Source organism: Marinobacter piscis (assembly GCF_007671655.1).
Lineage (GTDB): Bacteria > Pseudomonadota > Gammaproteobacteria > Pseudomonadales > Oleiphilaceae > Marinobacter > Marinobacter piscensis.
This window is the reverse complement of sequence record NZ_VCGX01000003.1, coordinates 396,922-422,122: the sequence shown is the minus strand read 5'-3', so window position 1 is coordinate 422,122 and position 25,201 is coordinate 396,922. Positions and strand designations below refer to the sequence as shown.

Below are 25,201 nucleotides of genomic sequence, written 5' to 3'. Positions count from 1 at the left end.
GTCTAGATGTCAGGGCGTAACCGTTACCGGCAGGTTCAGCCCTGCAAGCAAGGTGTCCGCTTCCTGATCGGCAAATACACTGCAGGTACGGCTGACGATCAGGTGACTGGCACCCTCTTCCTGCATGGCCCTCAGCGCGGCGCCGGCACTGGCAACCGGTATCCACCTTACCCGGGCACTGATGCCCTCACGCTCCATGTACCTCAGTATGTCCTGCGCGACCTCCTGCTCGCCCTCAGAACTGGCACGGATCAATACACTCAACGGCTGATTGCTGCGATGAGCCAACTCTGCACCTGCACGAACGGCACGGTGATTGGCCCCCTGATCATGATTGAGCAAAACCACAACACGATTCTGGCGTCTGTGTCCTGGCGCGGTCCAAAGCAACACATCGCCCGGGGCCTGCCGTAGCAGAACACGAGCGGTAGAGCCCAGCCTGCCACCAGGAATTCCTGACCAACCCACGCGACCCAGCACCACCAGGTCGTCCGGCTGCACCAGGTTCAGCACTTCTTCCGCTACACGCCCCCGGCAGAGTTTCAGGGTCTGGGACAGCCCACGGCGGGCCATGGTTTGTTTCAGTGAACGACGCGCCTGCTCAGCCAGAGCCTGCAGACGCACCTCGAGCGCTGCAGCCTCCAGCGGACGAGCCAGCCCGGAACTGCCGCCCACTTCCCGGGCAAATCCGTAACCGGCCGCGCGCAGCAGATTCGTCTCTTCCACAAAAACACCCAGAACCTCGGTGTTACGAGCCAAGGCAATCTCGGCCGCGGCTTCCAGTGCGGCAAGGCTCAGAGGGGAACCATCCAGCAAAATCAATACACGGCCGGCCTTTACGGTAGACCCTGGCTGATCATTCGTCGCCGTTACTGTTGCCACCATTGCCTCCGTTCCGATTTGCCTTGTCGTCGTCTTTTTTCTTACCTGCTTGCGCATACTCAGCCAGCCGGTCAGCCACTAAACGGTTAAACGTGTTCTCCGGATACTTGCCTTCTGCATCCGGGATTCCCGCCTCCATGCCGGTCAGAAGCTCAATAGCCTGATCGATATGACTGAGTGGGTATACGCTGAAACGCCCTTCACCCACAGCGTCCTGAAGCTGCTTATTAAGCATCAGATGCTCTACGTTACTGGCTGGCAGCAATGCGCCATGGCCATTCACCTCACCTGCCTGAGCGCACACATTGAAAAAGCCTTCTATTTTCTCGTTCACGCCGCCAACAGCCTGAACCTCACCATGCTGGTTCATTGACCCGGTTACTGCCAGTGACTGCTTCAATGGCACGCCGGTGATGGCAGATAACAGTACGCAGGTCTCGGCCACCGAGGCGGAATCGCCTTCCACCCCACCGTAAGACTGCTCGAATGCCAGGCTGGCCGACAGTGAAAGCTCTCCCATCGGAGCATAACGGTGGGCCATAAAGCGGGACAGAATCATCACGGCCTTGCTATGAATGGGGCCGCCAAGCTTGGCCTCCCGCTCGATATCCACAACCTGTCCCTTACCCGGGCGTGCGGTAGCGGTTATCCGGGTTGGCTGCCCGAACCGGTTGGCGCCAACCTGTAGCACAGAAAGTCCATTCACCTGCCCCACCTGCCGGCCTTCAGTGGCGATCATCATTATGCCCCGGCGAACCTGCTCGAGACTGCGCTCACGAATACGGCTGGCGCGGTACTCCCGCTCATCTATAGCCTGTTGAACATGCGCAATACCAATGCTGTCATCTTCAGACTGGCTCGCCCAATGATCCGCCTCGGCAAGCAGGTCTTTCAGAACCCGATCATGAGCTGTAAGCTTTTTCTGGTCACTGGCCAACCGGCTTGCATGCTCGATCACTCTGGCCACTGCTGCCCGGTCGAGCACTTTCAACCCGGAAGCCCGGGCCATGGTGGCAATCATCCGGGCATAAAGTGCATAACTGCCTTCATCACGATCCAGCTCATCTTCAAAGTCTGCCTCCACCTTGAACAGATCCAGAAAGTCCGGATCGTAATGGGACAGCAGGTAATACAGCATACGATCACCCAGCAGAACCACCTTCACGTTCATTGGAATCGGCTCCGGCTGCTGACTCACGGTGGTTGCCAGCCCGTATAAACGCTCCAGCGACTCGATCCGGATTTCACCGGAGAACAGGATCCGCTTCAGGCCTTCCCAGGCCAGAGGCTGGGTAAGGAGCCGGCGGGCATCCACAACCAGGTAACCCCCGTTCGCCTGGTGGAGAGAGCCGGCACGAATCAGGGTGAAGTCGGTATACAGATTACCCTGGTGGGCCCTGTGCTCAATCTGCCCGGTCAGATGCTGGTGGTTGGGCAAATCCTCATAAACCACCGGCGCCCCCTGAGTGTCCGCATTATCAACCAGAAGGTTGACCCGATACCGGTTAAGCAGTCCACCGGGAACGCCGTTTTCACTGTCCTGAAAAGCTTCCGCGTGTTCCACCACATCATTACGAACACCATCAAGATGGGCCACCACCGCAGGCCTGTGGCTCCACTTTTCCCGCAACTCTCCGATCGGGCCGCCCAGCGAGAGCTGCACCATTTCTTCATTCAGTTCGTGAATCCGCTCCCGCACTTCTTTCCGCAAGCGGGGAACCTGCTGAATAGCCTGTTGCAGTTTTTTCTGCAGGTCTTCCACCTTGGCTTCAATCAGCTCTTTTTCTTCATCGGAAAATGTCTCGTACTCTTTAGGTTCAATCACCTCGCCATTGCGCATGGGAGCAAACGAAAAACCGGCAGGGGTGCTGACCATGGCAATATTGTTATTGCTCGCTTCTTCCTGAATGGCAAACAACGCCTTCTGCTGGCGCTGGGTGACCTCCTCCTGCAATTCCTGAATACGAGACTGATACTCTTCACTTTCAAACGTCGCCGGAATAGCCGTTTTAAGCTCGCTGATCAGGCCGTCCATGTCCTCCCTGAACGTCCTGCCTTCACCTGGCTGAAGCTCAATGGCAGCCGGCTTATCTGAGTGCTGAAAATTGAACACATGGCACCAGTCGGACGGCACCGGTTTATCGGCCGCATGGTTAGTCAGGAACTGTTTTACCAGCTCATGCTTACCCACACCTGTGGGCCCAAGCACAAACAGATTAAACCCTTTAGCGGTCATGCTGGCCCCGAACTCCAGCGCCCGCAGCACGCGATCCTGACCAAACGGCAGCTCAAGATCTTCCAGCGTTTCGGTGGTGTCAAAGCCCAGCTTCTCAGACGGGCAGCGATGATAAATCTGGTCTTCGGTTAACGCCGCAGGTACAGCCATTCTTGCTCCTTACGATTCCATGTTTCCGGGATGGGCCTATGTAAATACCATATCAGAGCAGGGTGAGCATATCAGCAGCGATGGCTTATGGTTTGAATATAAAGAGGGGGGGGGCACGGTTTAGGTACGCTGGAAACTCTGGCCCCCAAACGCAAAAAAGGCAAATCAGTAACTTACTGATTTGCCTTTTAAATTGGTAGCGGGGGCTGGATTCGAACCAACGACCTTCGGGTTATGAGCCCGACGAGCTACCAGACTGCTCCACCCCGCATCAAACTGGTTGTTGCCGGGTTGCCCCGATCAACGTGCGCATATACTAAGGATTACGACGCGCCTTGTCAATTACTATTTTCAAAAAGGTCTGAAGGATAATAAAGGTTTTCAGACGCTTGCAGAGCCGGGCCCTGGAACATACCCACCTGCTCCACCGCCTCCTGCACCGGCCGGAACGAGCGGCGGTGCTCGGGTGTCGCGCCTAACCGACGCAGTGCTTCCAGATGTACGGGTGTTGGGTAGCCTTTGTGCCGGGAAAGGCCGTAGCCGGGATACATTTCTTCCAGAGCTTCCATTTCCCGGTCCCGGGTTACCTTGGCCAATATAGATGCGGCACTGATGGCTTCAGCCCGCTGATCGCCTTTTACCACAGGTTCTGAAGGCCAGTGCCAATCCGGGCATTTGTTTCCGTCAACCAGTACGTATTCGGGCGCTACTTCAAGGCCTGCAACCGCGCGCTCCATGGCGATCATGGTTGCCTGATAGATGTTGAGCTGATCAATTTCCCGGGCCTCGCAGCGGCCTATACACCAGGCCGTTGCATGCTCAAGAATCTCGTTATACAGCGCATTGCGCTTTTTTTCTGTGAGTTTCTTTGAATCTGCCAACCCTGCGATGGGCCGGTCCGGGTTCAGAATCACCGCAGCGGTGACCACAGCGCCAATGAGGGGGCCTCGCCCCACTTCGTCAACGCCGGCTAACAGCCTGCCCTGATACGCGCATTCAAACGGAGGTAATTCGGGTTTACGTGTCATTACTCAACTCTTGTTTCCAGAAGTGCGGAGACGGCTTCAGCGGCTTTCTCGTCAGCATCCTGCTTTAACGTGTGATGCAGTTCTGTGAAAGCTTCGGTCAGACGGTCGCGTTCCTGCTGATTCTCCAGGCGCTCCAGTACAGCCGATCCAAGCGATTCAGGTGTTGCATCGTGCTGAAGAAGTTCGGGAACCAATGGTTGTTTCGCCAATAAATTGGGCAAAGACACATACGGAACTTTCACCAGCCGGGAAAGCAGAGCGTAACTGGCATTGCTTAAACGGTAACCCACCACCATGGGCTTTTTGAGCAGCATAGCCTCCAGTGTCGCCGTGCCGGATGCCAGCAGGACAACGTCGGAGGCTGCCATTACCTCGCGGGATCTGCCTCTTACAATGGTTACTCCCAGCTTTACATCCAGTGCCTCAATAAGATTACGAACCTGCTGCTCCCGTTCGCGATTCACACACGGGATAACCAGCTGGATATCCGGCCGTCTGGTTTGTATCCAGCGGGCCGCCTCCAGAAACAGTGTGCCCAGGCGCTCAACTTCGCCCGCCCGGCTGCCCGGTAATATAGCCAGTAAAGGGACGTTCTCATCAAGGCCCAGCTCCTCCCGGGCTTTGCCGGTTTTGGGGCGAAGAGGGATACGGTCGGCCAGAGGGTGGCCGACAAATGCCACAGGTACCTGGTGCTCTTCGTAAAAGCTAGCCTCAAACGGCAACAGTGTCAGCATCAGGTCTACAGATTTGGCGATTTTGAAAATCCGCTTCTGACGCCAGGCCCAGACCGAAGGGCTTACGTAGTGTACCGACGGAATACCCGCTTCGCGGCATCTGCGTTCGATGGTGAGGGTGAAATCCGGGGAGTCGATTCCTATAACCACATCCGGAGGCGTGGTAAAGAAGTACGTCAGAAGGCGGGAGCGGATACGGAAAAGTTCGCGGATGCGGCCAAGAACTTCTACCAGCCCCATCACAGACAGCCGCTCCATGGGAACCAGGGAGTGGAAGCCCTCGGTGATCATCTCATCACCACCAATGCCTACAAACCGTGCGTTCGGGTAACGAATGCGGAGGGCGCGCATAAGCCCGGCACCGAGAATATCCCCCGACGCCTCTCCGGCGATGATGGCGATGGTGATTCTGCGACCGCTGACAACCGAACCCAGGGGAAGGCCCATAAAAGGAATTCCAGTCTGTTCAGCGGATGATGCCGCGGTGAGCACCGCGCAGGGACTCTATCAGTACGCGCACTTCCGGCGTATCAACGTAGGTCTCTTCCAGCACTTCTACGGCCTGCTCTGTGGTCAGGCCCTGCCGGTAGATAACCTTGTAAGCGCGGCGCAAAGTCATCAGCACGTCTTTTTCAAAGCCCCGGCGTTTAAGACCTTCCACGTTCATGCCGTGAGGTTCGGCAGACTGACCCGAGGCCATCACATACGCGGGAATGTCCTTGAGCACGATACTGCCGCCGGCGGCCATGCTGTGTGGTCCAATATGGCAAAACTGGTGCACCATGGTGCCGCCACCCAGAATGGCGAAATCACCAACCGTTACGTGGCCGGCAAGCGTTGCACAGTTGGCGAGAATGGTGTGATCACCAACAACACAGTCATGGGCTACATGCACATACGCCATCAGCAGGTTATTACTGCCAATCCGGGTTTCCCCTTTATCCTGAACAGTCCCACGATGAATGGTGCAGTTTTCACGGATAACGTTGTTGTCACCAATCGTCAGCTTTGTAGGCTCTCCGGCGTATTTTTTATCCTGACACTCTTCTCCAATGCTGCAGAACTGGAATACGCGATTGTTACGGCCAATAACCGTTGGCCCTTTCACCACCACATGAGAGAGGATTTCTGTACCTTCACCAACTTCCACATCCGGGCCTATATAACTCCATGGCCCTACCGTTACGCCTTCTGCAAGCCTGGCTGACGGGTCTACTATTGCTTGTGGGTGAATTCCCGACCAGTCATTTGTCGCCATTAAACTTCTCTCTCCGCGGTCAGAATCTCAGCCACACATACCACTTCTTCATCCACAAGCGCACGGCAATTAAACTTCCAGATTCCCCGCTTATCCGAAACCACCTCCGATTCCATACACAGGCGGTCCCCGGGCACGACCGGGCGCTTGAAGCGGACTTTACTGGTACCTGCCAGGTACTGTATCAGCCCGTCTGCAGGCTTTCGCCCTACGGTGACAAAGCCAAGAATACCTGAAAGCTGGGCCATGGCCTCAATAATCAGAACCCCGGGCATGATCGGGTTTTCCGGGAAATGGCCGGTAAAAAAGGGCTCATTGAATGAAATGTTCTTGTAGCCTTTGATAGAGGAGGCTTTTTCAATCTCGGTTACCCGGTCCACCAGCAAGAACGGGTAGCGGTGTGGCAGGTATTCCAGTATTTCGTCCATATACATCATTGTGCTCGGCCTCAGACCTCTGATTTCTTTTCCAGTTCTTTGATGCGCCGTGCCAGAGAATCCAGCTGGCGAAAGCGTACGGCGTTCTTACGCCATTGCCGGTTCGTTTCTGCACTGGTTCCGGAGGAGTATACGCCCGGCTCCCGGATGTCTCCGGTTACCAGGGTCATACCGGTCAGGTGCACCTGGTCTGCAATGTCCAGGTGTCCGGCCACTCCGGAGGCGCCGCCGAATACACAGTGGCTGCCAATTTTTGTGCTGCCCGCAATACCAACCATGGCGGCCATGGCACTATGGTCTCCAATACGGACGTTATGGGCGATCTGAATCAGGTTATCCAGCTTAACGCCGTTCCCAATAACCGTGTCATCCAGGGCGCCGCGATCGATTGTCGTATTCGCGCCAACCTCAACATCATTGCCAAGAATAACGCGGCCAATCTGGGCGATCCTGTGCCACTGCCCTTTTTCATTGGCAAAGCCAAAACCGTCAGAACCAACCACGGCTCCGCTCAGCAGATGGCAGCGCTCGCCAACAACCACATCATGAGCAAGCGTGACTCTGGAGCGTATAACCGTGCCAGCACCCACACTGGCCCGGGCGCCGACTATACTGCCCGCGCCGATACTTACCTGATCTCCGATAGCGGCATTCGCTTCCACCACCACGTTCGGACCAATACTGGCGCTGGCGGCTATGGTTGCGCTGGAATCCACTACGGCTGAGGAATGAATGCCGGGTGGTGCTGCAGGCGTCGGGTCAAACCAGTGGCTGATGCGAGCATAGCCCAGATAGGGGTTATCAAGTAACAGGACATTGGTCGGACAATCACCCGCTGCATCTGGCGATACAATAACCGCTGCGGCACGGGTGTCTGCCAGATACTTTGCATAAGCCGGATTTGCCAGAAAGCTCAACTGCTCCGGGTCAGCTGCCTGCAGCGTGGCAAGGCCGGTAACATGAATGTCCGGATCGCCACGAAGCTCCGCTCCCAAGGCTTTTGCAATGTCGCCCAGCCGGTAAGACTTCTCTGTCATCACGCGCTCCAAAACACGCTCGTGAGCCCGGAGGCCCTCCGGCAATAATTAACGGTTAAGCTTTTCCAGAAGCTGTGAGGTCAGGTTCATTTCCGGCTTTACGTACACAACTGCTTCGCTGGGCAAAATAAGGTCAAGGTTGTTCTCGTCCAGCAGTTCTTTCACCGCTTCGTCCACTTCCGGACGGGCCTTTTCCAGGAATGCCTGTTTGCGCTGGTTAACGGTTGAGTCCAGGCGCTGCTTAAGAAAGTTGAACTCTTTAACCTTCTCCTGAAATTCACCGGCAAGCTTATTGCGCTCGCTTTCATTCATCATGGCACCATCTTTTTCCAGACGCTCTTTCAGCTTTTGCGCCTCTTCCTGTGCCTGACGGACTTCTTCTTCATCGCCGGCAAAGTCTCTTTTCATGGTTTCGCTGAACGCCTGGGCGTCATTGGACGAAAACAATGCCTGGCGAAGATCAACAACACCTATCCGGGTTTCAGCGGCAGCTGGCAGAGCCAGCGCCATAGCGGCAGCAAATATCAACAGAGTTCTGAACATCTTGGGTCTCCTGAATCTCGTTCGTTTATTATTTCTCATCTGTCTTTATCAGAATGTCTGGCCAAGTGAGAACTGGAATACCTGAGTATCGTCACCAGACTCATCATTCAGCGGCTTGGCAAGGCTGAACGCCAGTGGGCCAACGGCCGTAATCCACTGAAACCCTATACCCGCCGACAAACGCAACTCACCCAGCTCCGGGTCATAATCACGGTCGGGGTCAAACACCTGACCGGCATCCACAAAGAACGCTGTGCGCATGGAGCGGGTATCGCCGGCAAACGGCGTTGGGAAAATCAGCTCCAGCGAACCTTCGGTGAGGAGGTTACCACCGAAGGGATCGGGATCCGAATAGTCATTTTCTGCCCGGGTTGCACGCGGACCCAGTGAGTTGGCCTGATAGCCCCGAACCGAGCCGTAGCCGCCGGCATAGAAGTGTTCGTAAAACGGCATTACCGTGCGGTCGCCGTAGCCATCCCCATAGCCAATCTCGGTTCTGGTACGTACTACCCAACGGTTATTATCCGTGATCGGAAAGTAAAAATCTGTCTTATGAGTCGCTTTGTAGAAGGTCAGATCACTGCCAGGCACGGCAACGTCCAGCGACAGCGAGTGGCTGTAACCGTCTGTAGGTAAAACCCCACGGTTCAGCGTGCTGCGACGCCAGCTACCGAACAGGAAGTAGTTATTAAAGGAATCGCCTTCTTCTTCAATAAAGTCTGTTACTTCCCTTGCGGTATACACGCCGCCTTTTAGCTTGGAGAGCGTATACCCTGCCCCAAAATTCAGCCGGGTAATGTTATCGGTCGGGTAGCCAAACGTCAGTCGCCCGCCGTATTCATCCAGCAGATAGGAGGTAATATCTTCTTTCTCGAAGTCTGTCTCTCTGGCAAACAGGCTGTAGCCCCGGCTTACACCGTCCACGGTGTAATAAGGGTCCATATAGGACACATTGGCACTTTTAACGGAGTCACTGACGTTTACGCCAAATGAAACCCGTTTACCCGTACCAAAGAAGTTGTTTTCAGACACGTTGGCGCCAAGGATAACGCCGGAATCCTGAGAGAACCCGACAGACGCAGAGAGGCTGCCGGTGGGTTGCTCTTCCACCGAGTAGTTAACGTCTACAAGATCGTCCGTTCCCGGCACAGGCACGGTATCTACATTAACGCCTTTGAAAAAGCCCAGACGCTCGAGACGGGTTTTGGAAAACTCGATCCGGTCCGAAGAGGCCACGCCTCCTTCCATCTGGGTCATTTCCTGACGCAGTACATCGTCCCGGGTAGAGACGTTGCCATCAAAGTTAACACGACGTACATAAGCCCGCTTGCCCGGCTCAACAAAGAACGTAACCGCGGCTGTGTTATCGTCGCCCGGCTCCGGTACCGCGTTCACGCTGGCAAAGGCATAGCCCTCTTTACCCAGACGAAACGAAAGATTTTCCGAAATCGACGTCATGCGGGCACGGGAGAATACATCGCCCACCTCTACCGGAATCAGTTTTCTCAGCTCTTCTTCCTCAACAATGAGGTCACCCCGAAGCTTGATGTCCGAGATTGTATATTGCGGCCCTTCGTCCATGGCGATAGCAATAAAGACCTGCCGCTTATCCGGCGAAATAGATACCTGACTGGACTCAACACTGAAATCCAGATACCCACGATCAAGGTAGAATGAGCGCAGGGTTTCCAGGTCACCACTCAAACGTTCACGGGCGTACTTATCGGAATTGGTCAGCGAGTTCCACCAACTGCTGGTACGCAACTCGAACAAGTCACGAAGTTCCTCGTCACTGAACTCCTGGTTACCCACCAGGTTGATGCTCTTGATCGCTGCGACCGTTCCCTCGTTGATGTCCAGACGAATGGCAACACGGTTACGCGGCAACTCTTCAGCCGTGGCTTTTACCCGAGCGTTGTAACGACCCTGGCTAATGTAGGAACGCAGAATCTCGAGTTCCAGCCGCTCCAGCGTTGCCCGCCGGAAAACCTGGCCTTCCTGCAATCCTGCCCCTGCCAGTGCGTCCATCAGCATGTCGGTTTCGATGTTCTTGTTACCTTCGATTTCTATCGAGGTAATCGAAGGCCGCTCCTGCACACTGAGGATGAGAATGCCGCCATCCCGGCTGGCTTCAATGTCGGTAAAAAGGCCGGTGCGAAACAGAGACTTTATCGTATCGGCCAGTTCGGCTTCGTCTATCTGTTCACCTATATTGACTGGAAGTGCAGCAAACACGGTACCTGCAGAAACACGCTGCAAGCCTTCCACTTCAATATCTGCAACCGTAAATTCATCTGCAAATGCTGGCGTCATGCCGGTTGCGGCAACAGCGAGGCCAACGGCTAAACCTAGAAGAGAACGTCTCATTCAATTATTTCGCCTGGTTAATGCGCGTAAGGAGTCCGCAATTCTCACAACCGCATCAGGTCGTTGTAAAGAGCAAACACCATTAATGTGAGGATCATTGCCATACCAATTCGTAATCCAAGGGCCTGGGCTGCCTCTGAAAGCGGTTTTCTCCGCACAGCCTCAATGGTGTAATACACAATGTGACCACCATCCAGAACCGGAACGGGCAATAAATTCAGGATACCCAGGCTAACGCTGAGGTACGCAAGAAAGCGGACAAAATCCTCAAACCCGGAACTCACACTGGCCTCAGCCACCCTGGCAATGGTGATCGGTCCGCTCAGATTACTGGGCGACAACAGCCCTGTGACCATCTTTTTAATGGCAACCAGTGTCAGGCGGGTGTCGGCCCAGGTTTCATTCAATGCGACCGGAATAGCTGCCAGCGGGCCGTAACGAACGTCCCGCATGACGCTGTCGGGCCATGTCACCGGTTTGACTCCGGCGCCGACAAATCCGATTACCTGTCCATTGTCCTGCTTTTCTGCCGGTGTAAGCTGCACGGTTTGCTCTGAGCCTGAGCGCTCAAAGGTCACGGACAGCGTTTGTCCGGGCGCCTGGCGAATACGGTCAACCAGCTCAAACCAACCTGAGACTGGCTGGTCATTCACAGCCACAATACGGTCTCCGACTTCCAGGCCGGCTGCCTGGGCACGGCCCCCCTCTGCGATCTGACCCAGTACAGCCGGAACGTCCGGCCGCCAGGGCGTGATCCCGAACTCTCCGAGCGGGTCGGGGGTGTCGTCGCTCAGGTTCCAGCCTCCCAGTTCACCACTGAGAGAACCGCGTGCCCCTGCATTGGAGACATCCAGAGTAATCCGACCCTGCTCTCCAGCACGCTCAAGAATACGCATGTTAACGTCGCGCCAGGAGCTCACCCGGTGCCCGTCTACTGCATGGATTTCCATCCCCTGCTGCAGCCCGGTCTTCTGGGCGATACTGTCGCTGGCCACATCGCCTACAATCGGCGCAATATGGGTAACACCCACCACACTGAGTACCCAGTAGGCAAAAATAGCGAAGAGAAAATTGGCTAGCGGACCTGCAGCGGCAATTGCAATACGCCGGGAGGGTGGCTTTGATGTGAACGCCTGATCTCTGAGCGCTTCGGGAACCGGCCCCTCGCGCTCATCCAGCATTTTTACGTAGCCACCCAGCGGGATGGCAGCAATGGCAAATTCGGTGCCGTGACGATCGTGCCATGAAAACAGTGGTTTTCCGAAGCCCACGGAAAAACGCAGTACTTTCACCCCGCACCGACGCGCAACCCAAAAATGGCCGTACTCATGCAGGGTTACAAGTATCCCCAGTGTGAGCGCAAGCGCGAGTACCGTCTGAATTATCTGCATAGCATTCCTGGTTAAACGCCGGCCCGGCGAAAATCTTTACTCTGTATCAGACTGCTAAAAGCCCGATCTGTTCCTGCGCCCGCTGACGCGCCTCGGCGTTCTTGGAAAAGATGATATCAAAACTGTCCGCAGGCACCACCGGTGTTACGGATAAGGTCCTTTCAATAACCACCGGAATATCTGTAAATGCCAGATGGCCTCTCAGAAACGCATCTACAGCAACTTCATTCGCTGCGTTCAGCACGGTTGGCGCCGTGCCGCCTTCTTTAAAGGCTTCCGCCGCCAGACGCAGACACGGAAAACGCAGCAGGTCCGGCCGCTCGAAGTTAAAACGCCCAATGGTAAACAGATCCAGCGGTGCGACCCCGGCATCAATTCTCTCCGGCCATGCCAGGCCATTGGCTATGGGTGTGCGCATATCAGGACTGCCCAGCTGTGCCAGCACAGAGCCATCAGCGTACTCTACCATGGAGTGGATGATGCTTTCCGGATGCACATGCACCTCGATGCGCTCGGGCGTAGTGTTAAATAACCAGCAGGCCTCGATCAGCTCCAGGCCTTTATTCATCAATGTTGCAGAATCCACTGAGATTTTCTGCCCCATCGACCAGTTGGGATGGGCGCAGGCCTGTGACGGAGTCACTGAATGCAGGTCCTCAGCGTTGCACTGGCGAAATGGCCCCCCGGAAGCGGTCAATAGTATGCGGGTAATGCCTGCCCCTTCCGGATCGCGAATCTTATCGGCCGGCAGGCACTGAAAGATGGCATTGTGCTCGGAATCAACCGGCAAAAGTTCGGCACCCGATGCCGAGACAGCGTCCATAAACAGTTGCCCGGACATTACCAGGGCTTCTTTGTTCGCCAGCAGCACGCGTTTGCCCGCGCGCACGGCCGCCAGGGTTGGCGCCAGGCCCGCTGCACCCACAATTGCCGCCATAACCGTGCAGGATGTCGCGGCGGACGCCACCTCACAGAGCCCCTCTTCTCCGCTGAGAACAGACACTTCAGGAAGATCTGATAACAACTCTGTCAGCTTTCGTGCAGCGGCTGCATCGGCCATAACAGCGACTTGTGGTTTAAACTCGCGGCAAAGCGTAGCCAGCTCTTCCGCGCGGGTACCCGCTGTCAGTGCATATACCGAAAACCGTTCAGGGTGCCGGCGAACAACATCCAGGGTAGAGAGCCCGATCGAGCCGGTGGCACCGAGCACGGTGAGAGAACGATGGACCATAGTCAAAACTGCCCGACCGTGAGCCAGCCCAGTTGCGTAATGATCAGCGCGAATACCGGTATGGCCGCGGTAAGGCTGTCGATGCGATCCATGATTCCGCCATGCCCGGGCAGCAGCTGGCTGCTGTCTTTTATACCGCGAAAGCGCTTGAGCATACTTTCCAGTAAGTCCCCTAGCACGGAGATCAGCCCGGTTACCAGGCTTGCCACAATCAACATCACGGTTTCTGCCGCACTTGCGGACACCAGAAAACTGGCTACAATTGCCAGCGCACCGACCGCAACCAGTCCTCCGTAAACACCTGCCCAGGACTTGCCGGGGCTGACATTCGGGGCCAGCTTGGCTTTTCCAAAGGCACGTCCGGCAAAATAAGCCCCTATATCGGCGACCCAGACGATTAAAAACACATACAGAATGGCTAGCAGGCTATTTTCGACAGCACCGAAATGAAAATCGCTGACCCGCATATGGTTCAGGCCAATCCAGGCAGGCACCAGCACCAGAACGCCCATCAATGCCCGCACCGGCTTACTGCCCCAGCGCTGTGAACTTTCCGGATAGCTACGAACCAGCAAAAAGCAGACAACCCACCAGAGCGCCGCCAGCCAGAGCACAGCGACAGCCGGAACACCTGCAAGGCTATAAAGCACCGCCGCAAACAGCACAGCATAACCAATCCGCCCTGGTTGCCGCTCAAACCCGGCCATGTTGGCCCACTCCCATGCGCCCAGAGTGATAATTGCAGCGGTAAATAAGGCAAACCCAGCCGGCGGTAAAAAGAAAATACCGCCAACAGCAATGGGCGCAAGAATAAGGGCAGTGATGATTCGGGTTTTTAACACAATACGGGCCGCTGTACCTGGTTATTACTGTGAAAGTTTCACCGCTATCTGGTCATCTGTCTGACCAAAGCGGCGCTGACGTCCGGCGTAGGCCTGTAATGCTTTACGCGTTTCATCTTCTTTGAAGTCGGGCCAGTAAACGGGGGAGAAGTACAGCTCTGTATATGCTAGATGCCAGAGCATGAAGTTACTGATGCGCTGCTCACCTGCGGTTCGTATCATAAGGTCGGGCATCGGCAGATCGCCAATGCTCAGATGTTGCTGGATCAGATCATCAGTAATGTCGGAAGGTACCAGCTCACCATTCCTGACTCGTTGGGCAACCTGCTGCGTAGCCTGGGTAACATCCCAGTGACCACCGTAATTTGCGGCGATAACCAGCGTCATGCCCTTATTGCTTCGGGTAAGCTCCTCGGCTTTTGCCATATGCTCTTGCAAAGTGGCATTAAACGCAGAGCGGTCTCCGATAATACGCAGACAGATATCATTCCGGTGTAATTTCCGGACTTCTCTTTCCAGAGCAAAAAGGAAGAGCCTCATCAAAGCCGACACTTCCTCTTTGGGGCGGCGCCAGTTTTCACTGGAGAAGGCAAAAAGCGTCAGTACCTCTACCCCTTCCCGGGCACAGGTTTCAACCACGGACTTCACCGCTTCTACCCCGGCCTTGTGGCCTGCCACCCCTTTCAGCCGCCGTTCTTTAGCCCAGCGGTTATTGCCGTCCATGATAATGGCCACATGCCGGGGCCGGCTATCTGCCGACACCGGAATTTCTGCGGATACAGTTCCCGTCATGAAATCCCCTGTACGGCCAGCCGAACCTTCCTGCTGGCCGTGTTTTTTTCGCTTGCAAGCGGACCGAGGTAATTAAACCTCCATCAGGTCCTCTTCTTTTGTCTTCAGCACTTTCTCGATTTCAGCGATGTAGCGGTCTGTCAGCTTCTGGATTTCATCTTCGCCTCTGCGCTCATCGTCTTCAGAGATATCTTTCTCTTTGAGCAAGTCCTTGATCATGCTGTTTGCATCACGACGCGCATTACGCACAGAAACGCGGGCGTTTTCGGCATCAGCCTTTGCCTGCTTAACCATCTCTTTACGGGTTTCCTGGGTCAGCATGGGCATTGGCAGACGAATCAGGTCACCGCTTGTTGTGGGGTTCAGCCCAAGGTCTGACGCCATGATGGCCTTCTCGATCACAGGAACCATGCTCTTGTCCCAGGGCGAAATCGCCAGGGTACGGTTATCTTCAACGTTTACACTGGCAACCTGCTTAACCGGTGTTTCCTGACCGTAGTAGTTAACCATAACACTGTCCAGAATGGACGGATGTGCACGCCCGGTCCGGATTTTGTTAAACGCCGAGCCCAGAGCCTCAATGCTCCGTTTCATTTTCTGTTCGGCTTCAGATTTTATGTCCTCAATCACGTAATCACCCTCAATTTATTTATCAGGCTGTACTAAAACCCATTATTCAATCAGTGTGCCTTCTTTCTCGCCTGTCACAATGCGGGTCAGCGCACCTGTACGATTCATATCAAAAACCCGGAGTGGCATTCCGTGGTCTTGTGCCAGCACGATGGCTGTAAGATCCATTACACCCAGCTTTTTGTCCAGCACTTCATCGTACGTCAGATAGTCATATTTGCTGGCTGCCGGGTTTAGCTGTGGATCTTCCGAGTACACGCCATCAACCTTTGTTGCTTTAAGCACTGCATCCGCTTCAATTTCGATACCGCGCAGACAGGCTGCTGAGTCGGTTGTAAAGAAGGGGTTTCCTGTGCCCGCACAGAATATCACCACATCACCGTCTTTCAGATCGCGCACTGCCCGGCGACGATCGTAGTGCTCCACAATACCACTCATAGGAATGGCCGACATTACACGGGTCCGGATATTCGAGCGCTCGAGCGCGTCGCGCATCGCAAGGCCGTTCATAACAGTCGCCAGCATGCCCATATGGTCACCGGTCACCCGATCCATGCCAGCTTCACTGAGCGCCGCGCCCCGGAACAGATTTCCACCACCAATAACCAGCCCCACCTGAACACCTATGCCGATCAGCGCCCCTATTTCAAGCGCCATACGGTCAAGAACCTTGGGATCAATACCGAACTCGTGCTCCCCCATCAGTGCTTCGCCACTGAGTTTGAGCAGAACGCGGTTATACCTTGGCTGGTTTTTTGGTGGTGTCGACATGCTGATCCCCTTTTCGTCTGTTGGCTGCTACCCGGCGTGATGCGCATTGCAGGCTTGTATCTGACATGCTCCTCAAAAAAGGGGCATCTCAGATACAAGCCCGCCACGAGAGCCGGCAAAGGGCCGGCTAACGTGGCAGACTCAGATGGTGCTGCAACCTGCTGTTACAGCACCTGAAGAGGTCAGGCCTTGCCTGTATCGGCTGCCGCAGCAACCTCAGCAGCAAAGTCTACTTCCTCAACTTCAATGCCTTCGCCTACTTCCAGGCGAACAAAACCAACCAGATCCGCGTCAACAGATTTGATCAGCTCGCCCACAGTCTGGTCCGGGTTTTTAACGAAAGGCTGCTCAACAAGGCTGTTTTCCTTGAGGAACTTTTTAATACGGCCGCCCATCATTTTCTCAACGATTTCGGCAGGCTTGCCTTCCATATCCGGCTGGGACTTGATGACTTCCTTCTCTTCTTCCAACTCGGCAGCCGGCATATCTTCCGGCTTGCCCACGCGCGGGTTAACTGCAGCGGCGTGCATCGCAATGTCACGTGCAGTTTCGGGGTCGCCTGCGGTCAGGGCTACGGCCGATGCAATTTTGTTGTTGCTGTGAACGTAACCGCCCACAACTTCGCCGCGAACTTCAACCAACCGGCGAACGGTGATGTTTTCACCAATCATCTGGACCAGTTCTTCACGCTTGGTTTCAAGCTCACCGTCCATCAGTTTGGCTACATCGGTTTCACCTTTCTCAAAGGCTACATCCAGCACTTCACGCGCAAACGCCAGGAAGTTATCATCGCGAGCCACAAAGTCTGTCTCGGAGTTTACTTCCAGGATGTAAGCCACCTTGTGGTCATCAGAAACCTTAATCAGCGAGACGCCTTCAGCGGCGGTACGGCCAGCCTTTTTGGCGGCTTTCAGGCCGGAAGACTTACGCAACTCTTCGATTGCAGCATCAACACTACCGTCTGCTTCGACCAGCGCCTTTTTGCACTCCATCATGCCAAGGCCGGTACGGTCGCGCAGCTCTTTGACCATTGCAGCAGTAATTGCAGCCATGTTCAGTCCTCTCAACTTATCCGAATTCGGTGGGAAGCCATGCCCGGAAACTGGCCGGGCATGGTTTATATATTAAAGTGATACAGTCGGGATCACTCAGCAGCCGGAGTAGTCCCTGCAGATTCTTCGGCAACTTCAACAAACTCGTCAGCGCCGGCACTGCCCGCCTGACTTGCTTCAACGCAGGTGTCTGCAACTGCTTTTACATAGATCTGAATTGCGCGGATAGCGTCATCGTTACCCGGGATTACGTAATCAACGCCGTCCGGGTTACTGTTGGTATCAACAACACCAATCACAGGAATGCCCAGCTTGTTGGCTTCCTTGATAGCAATGCGCTCGTGATCTACGTCGACAACAAACATGGCGTCGGGCAGTCCGCCCATGTCCTTGATACCACCGATGGAGCGCTCAAGCTTGTCCATTTCACGGGTGCGCTCAAGTGCTTCTTTCTTGGTCAGCTTGTCGAATGTTCCGTCTTTGCTCTGCGCGTCCAGGTCGCGATAGCGGCGGATCGACTGACGAATGGTTTTGTAGTTCGTCAGCATACCGCCAAGCCAGCGCTGGTTAACAAATGGCTGGCCGGAACGCTCAGCTTCTTCCTTGATGATCTTGGCTGCGGCGCGCTTGGTGCCAACAAACAGGATCTTGTTCTTGTTCTCTACCAGCTGCTGAACAAAGTCCAGTGCTTCGTTCATGGCAGGAACAGTCTGCTCAAGGTTGATGATGTGAATCTTGTTACGGGCGCCGAAGATATACTTCGACATTTTCGGGTTCCAGTAACGGGTCTGGTGACCGAAGTGAGCACCTGCCTTCAGCAGGTCACGCATATTTACCTGAGCCATGATATTACCTTAGTTTTAGCTTCGGGTTAGTCCTCCACGCGTCCGATTACCCCAACCCGGCTCCCTGTACTACTTTAAGGCGGGACCAGGCACCCTGGGGCAACGTGCCGACACGTGTGCGAATTTGCCGGATTTGATTCCAGCGGGCGCGTTTATACCATAAACAACCACCCGAACGCCATTATTTTTGCACTCGCGCTTCCTTGTACCCTGAGCACTCGCCCACTAAAATGAATCTTTGACATCTAGCAACAGGAAACCCAATGCAGGTATTGATCAAGACTCCGGAAGAAATTGAAAAGATGCGTGTAGCCGGCCGTCTGGCTGCCGATGTTCTCGAAATGATCGATGAGCACGTAAAACCCGGCGTCTCAACCGAAGAGCTCAACCAGATTTGCCACGACTACATTGTTAACGAGCGGGACGCGATTCCGGCCCCCCTGAACTATAAGGGGTTCCCGAAGTCCGTGTGCATTTCTGTAAACCATGTTATCTGCCACGGCATCCCTTCAGAGAAGAAAATTCTGAAGGATGGCGACATTGTTAACATTGATGTAACCGTCATTAAAGACGAGTACCACGGCGACACCAGTAAGATGTGGATTGTCGGCAAGCCCAAGCCAGGCACTGAACGCCTGATCCGAATCACTCAGGAATGCCTGTATAAAGGCATTGAACTGGTCAAACCGGGTGCACGGCTTGGAGACATCGGCCATGTGATTCAGCAACATGCCGAAAAGCACCGTTATTCAGTGGTGCGGGACTATTGCGGTCACGGTATCGGTAAAGGCTTCCATGAAGAGCCTCAGGTTATGCACTACGGCAAGCCGGGCACGGGCATGGAGCTTCAGGAAGGCATGACCTTTACAATTGAGCCCATGATTAACCAGGGCAAATACCACACCCGGCTGCTGCCGGATCAGTGGACCGTGGTTACCAAAGACCATAAGCTCTCGGCCCAGTGGGAACACACCATTCTGGTGACTGCGGATGGGTATGAAGTACTGACCAAGCGGTCGGAAGAGTCCTTTTAAATGACCCGCCAGGAGCTGGAAGCCAGAATCAGTGGAGACCCCTCCCCTGTTATGGCTGCCAGAGAGTTGCTGCAAACGCGCTACGACGCCGATGCAGAAGCCTTCAGGCAAGGCGCCGATGTCCGGGCTCTGGTCCACTCCAGAGCCGACACGGTTGATACGGTACTCAGACTCATCTGGAACCGCTATCCCTTCTCCAGCTCACCCGATATCGCGATGATTGCGGTTGGCGGTTACGGCCGTGGCGAACTGCATCCGCACTCTGATATTGACCTGCTGATTCTGACACGCAATGGTGTCGAACCGGGCTGGCAGGACGATCTCGGGGCCTTTATCACTCTACTCTGGGATCTGAAACTCGACATAGGCCACAGCGTTCGCAGCATTGAACAAAGCAAGGATGCCGCAAAACGTAATATCGCCACCCTCACCAATCTGCTGGAAACCCGGACAATTGCAGGCCCGGATGAGTTGCGCAGCGAGCTCAGCGAGCAGGCCTATTCGGATAATATCATTACCGACCGCGACTACTTTATTGCCAAGCGCGAAGAACAGAAGCGGCGCCACAAAAAGTTCAGTGATACTGAGTACAACCTGGAGCCCAATGTAAAAGGCTCTCCCGGAGCACTGCGGGATATACAAACCATCGGCTGGATCACCAAACGCCACTTCGGCCTTCAGAGCCTTGCTGACCTGACCCGCTTCAGCATTCTTACCGACGAAGAACACGACATTCTGGTTCAGGGGGAAACGCTTCTGTGGCGGCTGAGGTACGGGCTTCAGCTCATTGCCGATCGTAATGAAAACCGCCTGCTGTTCGACCACCAGCGGGCGCTGGCGCAAATGCTCGGCTACAAAGACGAAGGCAAACGCCTGGACGTTGAGCTGATGATGCAGGCCTACTATCGCGCCGTTCTGGCGCTGGCCGAACTCACGGATGTGATTCTGCAGTTTTATGATGAAGCGATACTCGGCGCAGGTACAGACGATAACATCCAGCCTATCAATAAGCGCTTCCAGATTCGCAACCACTATATAGAGGCCGTAAACAATCAGGTCTTTGCCTACTCGCCCTACGCAATCATGGAAATCTTTGCGCTGATGGCACAGCATCCGGAGATTAAAGGCATTCGAGCCACCACAATCCGGTCTTTGCGTGCTCACAGACACCTGATTGATGACGCCTTCCGGTCTGACCTTGCGGTTACCTCCCTGTTTATGGAGCTGCTGCGCACCCCCCATGCGCTGGATGACACTCTCTCGGCAATGAAAAAATACAGCATTCTGGGGCGCTATCTGCCGGAATTCGGCCAGATTATAGGCCAGATGCAGCACGACCTTTTCCATATTTATACGGTTGATGCCCACACCATGCGGGTAATCCACAACATGGTACGCCTGAACAAGCCGGATGCCCGCCAGGATTTTCCACTGGCCGCCAGGCTGATTCACGGGCTCCCCAAACGGGAAGTGCTCTACATTGCCGGCCTGTACCATGACATTGCCAAAGGCCGGGGCGGTGATCACTCAGAGCTTGGCGCCAGCGATGCGGAAGCCTTCTGTCGGCGCCATCATCTGAGTGACCGTGATACCAAACTGGCCTCCTGGCTTGTGCAGAACCATCTGCTGATGTCCATGACAGCCCAGCGCAAGGATATCTCCGACCCGGATATTATCCGCTCGTTTGCCCGTGCCGTTCCCAGCCAGGCACACCTCGACTACCTGTACATCCTCACGGTGTGTGACATCAGCGCAACCAATCCCAAACTCTGGAACACCTGGCGCGCTTCTCTGCTCCGGCAACTGTATACAGAAGCCAAGCGGGCTCTGATTCGTGGCACAGAGATCCCTGTAGACAGGCAGGAGTGGGTACAGGCAACCCAGTCAGAAGCCCGGGAAATGCTTCATGCCCAGCACATCAGTGATGAACAGATAGATGCAGTCTGGGATACGGTTGATGAAGACTACTTTCTGCAGGATTCCACGGTAGATATTGCCTGGCAGACCGCCGCCATCATTAACCATGGCGACACTCCGGGGCCACTGGTACTGATCCGCGACACCCATGGCGGCCCGACGGACGGCTACTCCCAGATTATTATCTATATGAATGACCGGGCCACCCTGTTTGCGGCCACCACGGCTGTTCTGGAGCAGCTGAATCTCAACATTGTTGATGCCCGGATCAGCTCAAGTGAAGGCCCTTATACTCTCAGTTCTTATGTGGTTCTGGATGAAAAAGGCCAGCCGCTGGGCACAGATCCAGCCCGGAAGGAGAGAGTACGCAGGCGCCTGATTGAAGAACTGAACGATCCCGAGGATTACCCCAACATTATCCTCCGCCGCACACCCAGGCAAATCCGGCATTTTGCCTTCCCTACGGAAGTCTTATTCTCCAACGACACGGTTAACGACCGCACCGTTATCGAACTGTTTACCCCGGACCGCCCGGGGCTTCTGGCCAGAATCGGGCAAATCTTTCTTGATCACCGTATCCGCCTGAGTAATGCCAAAATCGTCACCCTGGGCGAGCGGGTTGAAGATGTGTTCTTTGTTACCGATGAGCACGGCGACCCCATCAGCGATCCGGCCACTTGTCTGGCGCTGAAACAGGACTTGTGCCAGACTCTGGACGAGATTCAGTAATGCGGTGGCGGCGTCTCTTCCTCTGCCCGTTTGATATTGCTTTGCGATACATCCTTGAGCTGGCTGTGAAGTAACCGCTTGGCATCCCAGAGTTCGCGAATGTCCATCTCCTGTTTTGCCAACTGCTCACTGAGGGTGTTAATCAGGTCGTCCTGAAAGGCAAGCCGGGTTTCAAGCTCATCAAGCCTGGCTTGCAGATTGTTCTGGCTCATCTCTGGCCCTCTCCTCGAATAAAATTTTTCGCATCCCACAATCCGGCTGCTTGGTAAGCAATCTGCATAATCTGTTATGATGCCGCCTTTGCCCGTCCGTGCTTCCGCTTTCCGGAAAATCAGGCGGTTTTCACCAGCCGGATGCGTAATTTTACCCGATATCCGGTGTTTTATCGTCAGCGTTAATAAAAAATGGAGATTTTTCAGTCAATGCGTAATCCATCCAAAGCGATCCTTGTAGCTCTCCTGATCGCTATTCCAGCACCGTTGGCTCTTGCCCTTCTGCTGTCATTTACCCCGGAACCTCTTTTGCTGATCGCCAGAGGGGAATTTATCGAAGCCCTGGGTAGCAACCGTGGCATTACCGCCTACATCGTCACCTTTATTGTTTTCGGTATTGCCGGCTTTGCGGCCATTGCTATTAGTGCTATGCAGCAGACGACACAGAGCAGTCCGGGGCGCGAGAGCGCTCCTGCTGCACGAAACCAGGGGTCTGCTCAAAGCCATGACGACCATGATGACAATGGTCCCGAGGGCGATGAAGAAGGCACAGTGAAATGGTTTAACGTTAAAAAAGGCTTCGGCTTCATTGTCCGTGACAAAGGAGACGAGGTGTTTGTTCACTTCCGTGCCATTCGTGGAAGCGGCCGCCGGGTTCTTCGCCAGGGTCAGCTGGTACGCTTCAGCGTGGTTGAGGCAGAGAAAGGCCTGCAGGCAGATAACGTGTCTATCCTGAGCGACTGAATCACCTGCTGCTTCATAAAAGGCAGCCCACTGTTATCAGGGGCTGCCTTTTTTAATTCCAGACCACCAACTGCTCGCCTCTGCTGTCCAGTCGCCACCACTTTTCATCAGCAATCGGCTCGCCCTCCTTCCACGCACCGGGGCTGCAGCGGATCTCGGTTTCCAGTGCCTTCCAGGCGCTACGTGCACACGCCAGATCTGAGTCCCAAGGTAATTGCCCACCTTCCAGAATCAGGCATGTGAACCGCTTGCCAAAAGCCCGGGGGTAGAGCGTGATGTTCAGGTGCTCGTTATTGAAACTGGCCGTGCCTTTAATAACGGAGGCCACATCACTGTCGTCAAGTTGCAGCTGCTCAACGTTACTTTCAAGCCAACGGCTTACCGTGCCTGCTTCCAGATCACGAATGTAGATTTCCAGATCCTGCACTCGCAGATTCTCCATGCTGTTAATTATAATGCTGCACATAGTGAACCGGCCCCGGCCGCGCTGCAAGCCAGCGTTCCAGCTCCTGCTGAAGATCCTCCACCGTAAGCACGTGCAGCGTACCGTCGGCCTGACGCTCGTACCAGTTTATCTCAGTGGCGGCACGCGACAGCTGTATCTCTGCAAGTGACTGCTCAATAGCGACGACAGACTCCTGCCGTGCCATGGCAACCAGACTCTGACGCAACAGTGTATCTTCCTGCCCGGAAAGGGCGGCAGAGCCTATCGGCCCGCACCGGGCAAAGCGCTCCAGCCTGGCCGCAGCACGTTTTACCCATTGCAGCATGCCGCCCGGGGTACACACACTCCGGCTGCGCCGGGAAACCGCGAACTGTATGGCAGTCCGGGACAACTGAAGGTTCCAGCGGCGTTCAATCGCTGCCTGATGTGCCACCAGAACAGCCTTGCGCTGAACCTCACTTGCTAGCGGCATCTCATACACCTCAAGCCCACGGCCCAGCCTCTGCTCAAGCAAGCCCGGAGAATCACGGCAATGCTCCGGGACGTCCGGCCCGATAAGCAGCACAGGGCCAGGCCACTCCCGGACCGATTGATACGCCGGGCCTGACGGTTTTTCTATCAGCAGCAAATCAGCGGGGGTTATGTTATCCAGCACCAGCACAGACCCGGGGGCGCCGGGCACCAATTCAGACTCACGGCGAAGGTCAGCTTCAACCCAGGGCTGGGTGAGAGTATCCAGTAGCGAACGCAGCCAGGCAGTCTTACCGGCTCCCCGCTCTCCCCTTACCCACACCAGGGCGTCCGGCGTGGCCACAAGTGTTATGGCAACGTCGTCTGCCAATTCCGCCCATGCGGGATCGGTAATCACAACCGGCGCAGGATCCGGATCAGAACCACACGGTTCACCCGGAACTTCTTCGCTGCCGGATTCCGGCCAGCGGGAGACCTGCTCCATAACCGCCACATAAGCCTTTTCCTGCAACCGCTCCGAATGCTTCGCGAGCACCTCCAGAAGCTGTGGCCAGTCAAGCCACGCGGGTGTGCCAGACATTTCCCGTGCCGTCGCCAGCCAGTACACCAGTTGTGACGAAAGCAGGCTTTCGCCACCCACCTCCGTCACAATCGGCTGCTCACACTGAATGGTGCGTACCAGCTCATCCATATCGACGCCGGAGCCACGCAAAAAGTGACTTACTGAGGGGCTGGAGTCCAGCAGCGCCAACAGAAAATCTTCAACGGTGATCGCCGCACCGCCACGAAGGTAAACATCATCGCGGGCTTGCAGCAGTGCTGTCTGACACTGGGGGGCCAGGCATCCTTGCCAGTCTTCCATTTAACGTCTCCCTGTTTTATCGCATCTTCCTGATGCCTTAACTTATTCCTGAGGCTTTATTACCAGGTGCCGGTGTTTTCCATGCTGGCCCAGGGCTCTTTGGGCGCCTGCGCCTCACCTTTTTGCAATAACTCTATCGAGATATTGTCGGGCGTCCGGATGAAGGCCATTCGGCCATCACGAGGTGGACGGTTAATGGTTACTCCGTTGGCCTGTAAGGATTCACACAGGGCATAAATATCATCCACCTCATACGCCAGGTGCCCGAAATTACGCCCGCCAGAGTACTCTTCGGGGTCCCAGTTGTAGGTGAGTTCAACCATCGGGGCCCGATCTTTACGTGCTCGCTCTTCATCCTCTGGCGCCGCCAGAAACACCAGGGTGAACCGGCCCTTATCACTATCTTTTCGATCAATTTCTATCATGCCAAGTAAGTCGCAGAAAAAGTGCAGAGTCTGTTCAAGATTGCTTACACGGATCATTGTATGCAGGTATCTCATTCTTGCTCCCTCTTCGGTCGGTAATCTTAAGCGGAGAGTGTTCGCAATTCAGCGACCCCCC

The 25,201-nt window shown here is 55.0% G+C and carries 24 protein-coding genes and 1 tRNA gene; 3 read left to right on the top strand and 22 right to left on the bottom strand.

The genetic code is table 11. The annotated features are described in order from the left end of the window. Positions 1-9: 9 nt before the first annotated feature. The 18 genes from FFI95_RS12815 to rpsB all read right to left on the bottom strand — a co-directional run bounded on the left by FFI95_RS12815 (position 10) and on the right by rpsB (position 18,226). Positions 10-885 carry a universal stress protein gene (locus tag FFI95_RS12815; RefSeq protein ID WP_144823123.1) on the bottom strand — a complete coding sequence of 292 codons (876 nt, stop codon included), beginning with the start codon at positions 883-885 and terminating at the stop codon, positions 10-12. Beyond that, a complete protein-coding gene (locus tag FFI95_RS12810) occupies positions 857-3,268 on the bottom strand; it encodes a Lon protease family protein (RefSeq protein ID WP_144823122.1) in 2,412 nt (803 codons plus the stop codon). The genes FFI95_RS12815 and FFI95_RS12810 overlap by 29 nt, the downstream gene beginning before the upstream one ends. Positions 3,269-3,462: 194 nt before the next feature. Continuing rightward, a tRNA-Met gene (locus FFI95_RS12805) sits at positions 3,463-3,539 on the bottom strand. Between the two features lie 67 nt (positions 3,540-3,606). After that, positions 3,607-4,296: a ribonuclease HII gene (gene rnhB, locus FFI95_RS12800; RefSeq protein ID WP_144823120.1), complete on the bottom strand. Its 690-nt coding sequence runs from the start codon at positions 4,294-4,296 to the stop codon at positions 3,607-3,609. Then, a complete protein-coding gene (lpxB, locus tag FFI95_RS12795; RefSeq protein WP_144823118.1) occupies positions 4,296-5,477 on the bottom strand; it encodes a lipid-A-disaccharide synthase in 1,182 nt (393 codons plus the stop codon). The genes rnhB and lpxB overlap by 1 nt, the downstream gene beginning before the upstream one ends. Positions 5,478-5,496: 19 nt before the next feature. Beyond that, positions 5,497-6,288 carry an acyl-ACP--UDP-N-acetylglucosamine O-acyltransferase gene (gene lpxA / locus FFI95_RS12790; RefSeq protein ID WP_144823117.1) on the bottom strand — a complete coding sequence of 264 codons (792 nt, stop codon included), beginning with the start codon at positions 6,286-6,288 and terminating at the stop codon, positions 5,497-5,499. Next, positions 6,288-6,725 carry a 3-hydroxyacyl-ACP dehydratase FabZ gene (fabZ, locus tag FFI95_RS12785; RefSeq protein ID WP_144823115.1) on the bottom strand — a complete coding sequence of 146 codons (438 nt, stop codon included), beginning with the start codon at positions 6,723-6,725 and terminating at the stop codon, positions 6,288-6,290. The genes lpxA and fabZ overlap by 1 nt, the downstream gene beginning before the upstream one ends. A gap of 11 nt (positions 6,726-6,736) precedes the next feature. Then, the gene (gene lpxD / locus FFI95_RS12780) at positions 6,737-7,762 is read right to left on the bottom strand and encodes a UDP-3-O-(3-hydroxymyristoyl)glucosamine N-acyltransferase (RefSeq protein WP_144823114.1); all 1,026 of its coding nucleotides are present in this window, start codon (positions 7,760-7,762) and stop codon (positions 6,737-6,739) included. 48 nt (positions 7,763-7,810) lie between these two features. Then, entirely contained in the window at positions 7,811-8,305 is a 495-nt protein-coding gene (locus FFI95_RS12775; protein ID WP_144823112.1) for an OmpH/Skp family outer membrane protein, read from the bottom strand. Between the two features lie 48 nt (positions 8,306-8,353). Beyond that, a complete protein-coding gene (gene bamA / locus FFI95_RS12770; RefSeq protein ID WP_144823110.1) occupies positions 8,354-10,672 on the bottom strand; it encodes an outer membrane protein assembly factor BamA in 2,319 nt (772 codons plus the stop codon). Positions 10,673-10,716: 44 nt separating this feature from the next. Next, positions 10,717-12,063, bottom strand: a complete 1,347-nt coding sequence (gene rseP, locus FFI95_RS12765) for an RIP metalloprotease RseP (RefSeq protein WP_144823109.1) — start codon at positions 12,061-12,063, stop codon at positions 10,717-10,719. Between the two features lie 46 nt (positions 12,064-12,109). After that, a complete protein-coding gene (gene ispC, locus FFI95_RS12760; protein WP_144823107.1) occupies positions 12,110-13,294 on the bottom strand; it encodes a 1-deoxy-D-xylulose-5-phosphate reductoisomerase in 1,185 nt (394 codons plus the stop codon). 2 nt (positions 13,295-13,296) lie between these two features. After that, positions 13,297-14,136 (bottom strand): phosphatidate cytidylyltransferase, encoded by an 840-nt coding sequence (locus tag FFI95_RS12755; RefSeq protein ID WP_144823105.1) that lies wholly within the window; start codon positions 14,134-14,136, stop codon positions 13,297-13,299. 24 nt (positions 14,137-14,160) lie between these two features. Next, positions 14,161-14,928, bottom strand: a complete 768-nt coding sequence (gene uppS, locus FFI95_RS12750) for a polyprenyl diphosphate synthase (protein WP_144823104.1) — start codon at positions 14,926-14,928, stop codon at positions 14,161-14,163. 72 nt (positions 14,929-15,000) lie between these two features. Next, on the bottom strand, positions 15,001-15,558 hold the full coding sequence (gene frr / locus FFI95_RS12745) for a ribosome recycling factor (protein WP_144823102.1): 558 nt from the start codon (positions 15,556-15,558) through the stop codon (positions 15,001-15,003). A gap of 42 nt (positions 15,559-15,600) precedes the next feature. Then, positions 15,601-16,329 carry a UMP kinase gene (gene pyrH, locus FFI95_RS12740; protein ID WP_144823100.1) on the bottom strand — a complete coding sequence of 243 codons (729 nt, stop codon included), beginning with the start codon at positions 16,327-16,329 and terminating at the stop codon, positions 15,601-15,603. Between the two features lie 182 nt (positions 16,330-16,511). After that, complete coding sequence (gene tsf, locus FFI95_RS12735; RefSeq protein WP_144823099.1) at positions 16,512-17,381, bottom strand: translation elongation factor Ts; 870 nt, start codon at positions 17,379-17,381, stop codon at positions 16,512-16,514. A 92-nt stretch (positions 17,382-17,473) separates the two neighbouring features. After that, complete coding sequence (rpsB, locus tag FFI95_RS12730) at positions 17,474-18,226, bottom strand: 30S ribosomal protein S2 (RefSeq protein ID WP_144823097.1); 753 nt, start codon at positions 18,224-18,226, stop codon at positions 17,474-17,476. A gap of 263 nt (positions 18,227-18,489) precedes the next feature. Between rpsB and map the strand changes: the two genes are divergently transcribed. Together map and FFI95_RS12720 are read left to right on the top strand one after the other, a co-directional pair. Continuing rightward, entirely contained in the window at positions 18,490-19,260 is a 771-nt protein-coding gene (gene map, locus FFI95_RS12725) for a type I methionyl aminopeptidase (protein ID WP_144823096.1), read from the top strand. After that, entirely contained in the window at positions 19,261-21,906 is a 2,646-nt protein-coding gene (locus FFI95_RS12720; protein WP_144823094.1) for a [protein-PII] uridylyltransferase, read from the top strand. Here FFI95_RS12720 and FFI95_RS12715 read toward each other — a convergent pair. Then, positions 21,900-22,118 carry a SlyX family protein gene (locus FFI95_RS12715; RefSeq protein WP_144823092.1) on the bottom strand — a complete coding sequence of 73 codons (219 nt, stop codon included), beginning with the start codon at positions 22,116-22,118 and terminating at the stop codon, positions 21,900-21,902. The genes FFI95_RS12720 and FFI95_RS12715 overlap by 7 nt on opposite strands. 210 nt (positions 22,119-22,328) lie before the next feature. Between FFI95_RS12715 and FFI95_RS15545 the strand changes: the two genes are divergently transcribed. After that, the gene (locus tag FFI95_RS15545; RefSeq protein WP_144823091.1) at positions 22,329-22,862 is read left to right on the top strand and encodes a cold-shock protein; all 534 of its coding nucleotides are present in this window, start codon (positions 22,329-22,331) and stop codon (positions 22,860-22,862) included. 52 nt (positions 22,863-22,914) lie between these two features. Here FFI95_RS15545 and FFI95_RS12705 read toward each other — a convergent pair whose 3' ends face one another. The 3 genes from FFI95_RS12705 to FFI95_RS12695 are packed head-to-tail and all read right to left on the bottom strand — an operon-like array spanning position 22,915 to position 25,140. Then, positions 22,915-23,289, bottom strand: a complete 375-nt coding sequence (locus FFI95_RS12705) for a hypothetical protein (protein WP_144823268.1) — start codon at positions 23,287-23,289, stop codon at positions 22,915-22,917. A 19-nt stretch (positions 23,290-23,308) separates the two neighbouring features. After that, complete coding sequence (locus FFI95_RS12700; protein WP_144823089.1) at positions 23,309-24,640, bottom strand: hypothetical protein; 1,332 nt, start codon at positions 24,638-24,640, stop codon at positions 23,309-23,311. A 59-nt stretch (positions 24,641-24,699) separates the two neighbouring features. Beyond that, complete coding sequence (locus tag FFI95_RS12695) at positions 24,700-25,140, bottom strand: VOC family protein (RefSeq protein ID WP_144823087.1); 441 nt, start codon at positions 25,138-25,140, stop codon at positions 24,700-24,702. Positions 25,141-25,201: the final 61 nt, after the last annotated feature.